The sequence below is a fragment of the Veillonella montpellierensis DSM 17217 genome (assembly GCF_000426745.1).
GTDB classification, from domain to species: Bacteria; Bacillota; Negativicutes; order Veillonellales; family Veillonellaceae; genus Veillonella; species Veillonella montpellierensis.
This window is the reverse complement of the sequence record NZ_AUFY01000035.1, coordinates 1-1475: the sequence shown is the minus strand read 5'-3', so window position 1 is coordinate 1475 and position 1475 is coordinate 1. Positions and strand designations below refer to the sequence as shown.

Sequence of the window (1475 nt, the reverse complement as noted above, 5' to 3'; positions counted from 1 at the left end):
TCTTTACCGGTAACAGTGAATTTACCATCCTTGCCATCATCTTGACCATCGCTATTTTTATGACCTAATGTAATGTCATCTTTCATAGCATAAGTAATTTCTTTATCCTTTCGTGTGATTTCAAGTCCGTTACCCGCTAAGAATCCAAAGGCTTCTTTTTCATCTTTTCCAAGACCAATATTAAAGGTGTTTTCATCGGTTTTTTCTTTGATATACACATCAAAACCGGCATTGCTCTTCTTGAATTTTTCATCTACTGCAGTTTCTACATCTTGAATTTGTCCCTGTGTCGCTGCTTTAGATACATCAAAATCAGTACCTCTTTGGTCCTTAGCTGGCCATGTTACATTAGAAAGTCCAGTAATGAAATTATTCTTACCATCTTTCAAGAATGTCATAGTCGTTAAATCTTTAATCGTACGTCCTGCACCATCAATCGTCATTGGATTTGTTTTATCTTGACTATTAAAGGTAATGCTTTCTAAATCAGAAAGTTTTTTAGCTAAACGAATCTTCATCTTCGCATTCTTGCCGTTTTGATCATCTACTATTGATTCAACGCCGATGTTGTTATCAGTTAAGTTCTTAACTACGCCGCCTTGTTTTTCAGCTTCCACACCACCAACAATATTGATTTGATTATTTAATTTCACACCTACAGTAGTGCCACTATCACCCATGAATTTCAAGCCATCATCCATAGTAGCCAATGCATGAGGAATATTTCCTTCTTTCATCAAAAGACGTGTGGAGCTACCTTGACCATCAACACCAACTTGTCCTTTTTCGGTTGTCAAATCGATAGCCTTATCACTGCCAGCGCCTTTGATTTGTACAAATCCTTCCCCGTGTAAAGTGACTCCATTGTTTTCTTTACCAATAACGCCCATAGTGCCATCATGACTCTTAAGGAATACTTCATTCTTCTTGCCATTTTCATCACTTGTTTCAATGATAACTTCACCATTTTTCCCATCCATAGTCATCTTTTCTCCAGTAGTACCATGGATAGTGATCTTACCATTTATACCTGTTGCATCTGCCGTTTTTTCTTCGCCTAATACAATTTCATCATTCAAGCGATACGACACTTTCTTAGATGCTTTATCAAGTGAAGCTGTTAAGTTCTTACCAGCGTCAAATTTAACTGTTTCTTTCTTATCTTGTCCAAGTGCTACATTAGCTCGATTAGCCTCTGTATCTTCACCGACTAAAATATCAAAACCTTGATTTGTCTTGTACAATTGACTACCGTTGACAGCTTCTTTGCTAGTACTAGATACATCGCCAGCTTTTACATTCTTGATAACTGTACCAGCATTACCGCCTTCTAAGGTAATGCTACTTGTATCTACGGTACCATCTTGTTTTTTATCATACTTCACAGCATTATCCAAAACTTCTTTTAATTGGCCTTGGCTCGCTGCTTGATCCGCCTTTATGGTGGTCATATCTTTTGGCAATGTAGTATTGGA

1 pseudogene is annotated in these 1475 nt (G+C 37.4%); it reads right to left on the bottom strand.

Features of this window, described 5'->3' with window-relative positions:
* Positions 1-1475: pseudogene (locus K357_RS09795) on the bottom strand (hypothetical protein); the annotation flags it as partial.